The sequence below is a fragment of the Microbacterium sp. genome, from assembly GCF_036277215.1.
GTDB lineage: Bacteria > Actinomycetota > Actinomycetes > Actinomycetales > Microbacteriaceae > Microbacterium.
In genome coordinates this window covers 1-2,332 of the sequence record NZ_DASUNI010000352.1, presented here as the reverse complement: position 1 = coordinate 2,332, position 2,332 = coordinate 1, and the positions used below count along the sequence as shown (strand labels likewise).

General features: G+C 71.7%; 3 protein-coding genes. 2 read left to right on the top strand and 1 reads right to left on the bottom strand.

Going from position 1 to position 2,332, the window contains the following annotated elements:
- On the top strand, positions 1 to 346 hold a 346-nt coding region (locus VFX99_RS17155; RefSeq protein ID WP_329667506.1), incomplete at its 5' end, for a hypothetical protein.
- Positions 330 to 1,295 (top strand): cyclic nucleotide-binding domain-containing protein, encoded by a 966-nt coding sequence (locus VFX99_RS17150; RefSeq protein WP_329667505.1) that lies wholly within the window; start codon positions 330 to 332, stop codon positions 1,293 to 1,295. The genes VFX99_RS17155 and VFX99_RS17150, both read left to right, overlap by 17 nt.
- Here the strand turns inward: VFX99_RS17150 and VFX99_RS17145 are convergent.
- On the bottom strand, positions 1,292 to 2,332 hold a 1,041-nt coding region (locus VFX99_RS17145; RefSeq protein ID WP_329667504.1), incomplete at its 5' end, for an aminotransferase class V-fold PLP-dependent enzyme. The two genes, VFX99_RS17150 and VFX99_RS17145, sit on opposite strands and share 4 nt — an antisense overlap.

Sequence of the window (2,332 nt, the reverse complement as noted above, 5' to 3'; positions counted from 1 at the left end):
GCACGGCATCGACACCTCCTCACCCGTGAACCTGTTCCTGGTCAGCGGCCAGTCGCTGCTGGCGACCCGGTTCTCGTTCGACTACGGCTGGTACCCCGACGACGACCACCTGCTGGAGACGGACCTGCCGTACTGCAGCCTGTGGTACACGGTCGGCGGCGAGTACGCCCGCCAGGACGGCGGCTGGGCGATGACGCGCAGCGACGGGCTGCGCTCGCTGCTGATCGCCTCCGAGCCGCTCACGCTCGACACCTCCACCTGGCTGGAGGTGCCCGAGTACTCGATGATCACGGCGACGATCGGCCCGGACGGGCTGGACTACGAGACCCGTGACCTCGACGTCTGACGAGGCCGTCGCCTCGCTCTCCGCCTTCGACCTCCTCGCCGGCATCCCCGAAGAGGAGCTGGCCCTGCTCGCCCGCACCATGCGGAACCGGCAGTTGCGCGCGGGGCAGGCGATCTGGCGCCAGGGCGACGACGCCGAGGAGCTGGCCTTCGTCGTCGCGGGGCGCGTGTCGATCTCCCTCCAGCTGCCCGGCGACGCCACGGTCGAGGTGTCGAGCGTCGGCCCGGGAGAGGTGATGGGCGAGATGGGGGTCATCGACGGCGGCCGCCGCCTCGTGAGCGCGACCGCCGTGGAGCCGACGACGGTGATGGTGCTCGGCCGCGCGGACTACACGGCGCTGGTCTCACGCCGGCACCCGACGGCGTTCGCGATCAAGCGGCGCATCGCCCGCATCGGCTGCGCCCGACTGCGTGGCCAGTACACGGCGCTGGCGGAGTCGCTCGGCGGCGGCCCGCCGCCCGAGGCCGCCGCCGACGTGGAGCTCGAGTTCCGCGGCCCGCCGGACAGCCGCTACGTGCGCCGGCTCGCGAGCTTCCGCGCCTTCGACTCGCTCGCCCTCTGGGGCTTCCTCACCGCGGGGCGCTACGCGCTCTGCCCGCCCGGCCGGACGCTCGCCGCCGAGGGCACCGCATCGCCCGCCTGCTACCTGACGATCAACGGCGCGGTCGAGAAGGTGATCGTGCGCGGTGGCCGCCGCATCCGCGTCGGACTCGCCGGCCCCGGCCTGCCGTTCGGGTACGAGAGCATGATCGACGGCGGCCCCTCGCCGGTGACCGCGATCACGCGCGAGCGCACGCTCGTGCTCGCGCTGCCCACGGCCGCGTTCGAGCGGCTCTTCGACGGCGAGCAGCCCGAGTCGCACGTGTTCCTCGACGTGATCCACCGCGACCTGACCGGGTCGCTGCGGCAGGCGCTGCGCCCGCACGCGCGCCTGGCCGTGAGCCTCTAGCAGCCCAGTCGCGGGGGGAGGCCGTCCGGGATCTCCCCGACGTCGCGGAACTCCTCCGCGAACGCCATGAAGCGGTAGACGTCCGCGAAGTTCGTCGCGATCCCGAGTGAGACCCGGATCGCGCCGCCCGAGGGCAGGCCGACCTCCTCGATGTAGTCGTCGAGGATCATCCCGACCGTGAACTCGTGCTCGGTCAGCATCTCCTTGGTCAGCGAGAACGCGATCTCGCCCGCACCGGGATTGCAGAAGCAGCCGGTGCGGATCGAGATGTTGTGCTGCGCGGCGATCACGTCGACGTAGCGCTCGTCGACGACGCGGCCGTCCGGGTGCAGGAAATTGAACGCGATCGTGCCACCGCGGCGGTCCCAGGCCGAGGGCCCGTAGAGGCAGGTCGCCGGGCTGCCGTCGGAGTGGCGCAACTGCTGCAGCTCGGCCAGCAGCCAGCTCCCGAGCCCCTCCACCCGCCGCGAGATCGTGTCGATGCCGATCCGCTCGATGTGGCGCAGGCCGATCTCCACCGCCGGGATCCCGAGGTAGTCGACGGTGCCGTCCTCGAACTGCGCGTGGCCGGAGTGCGGCACCACGAGGTCGCCCTGGACGTTGGCCGCGACGACCGTGCCGCCGCTGAACCACGGCCGCTCGAGCCGCTCGATCGTCTGGCGGCGCGCGATCAGCGCGCCGAGCCCTGTCGGGTAGCCGAACATCTTGTAGAACGACACGGAGACGAAGTCCGGCTTGTGGACGGAGAGGTCGAGCCTGCTCGTCGGCGCGAACGCGGCGCAGTCGAGCATCACGTCCCAGCCGTGCGCGTGGGCGAGCTCGATCCACTCGAGCGGGTGCTTGACCCCCGAGAAGTTCGACTGCGCGGGATAGGCGAACAGGTGGTGGCCGCCCTCCGTGACGGTGTCGAGCTGCGTGCGCAGCGAGTCCTCGGCGACGCGCAGGTCGGGCGCCTCCACCGGCACGTACGCGGTCGAGGCGCCGCCGTGGCGAGCGAACTCGCGGATGCCGTTGACGGAGTTGTGGTTGTCGAAGGT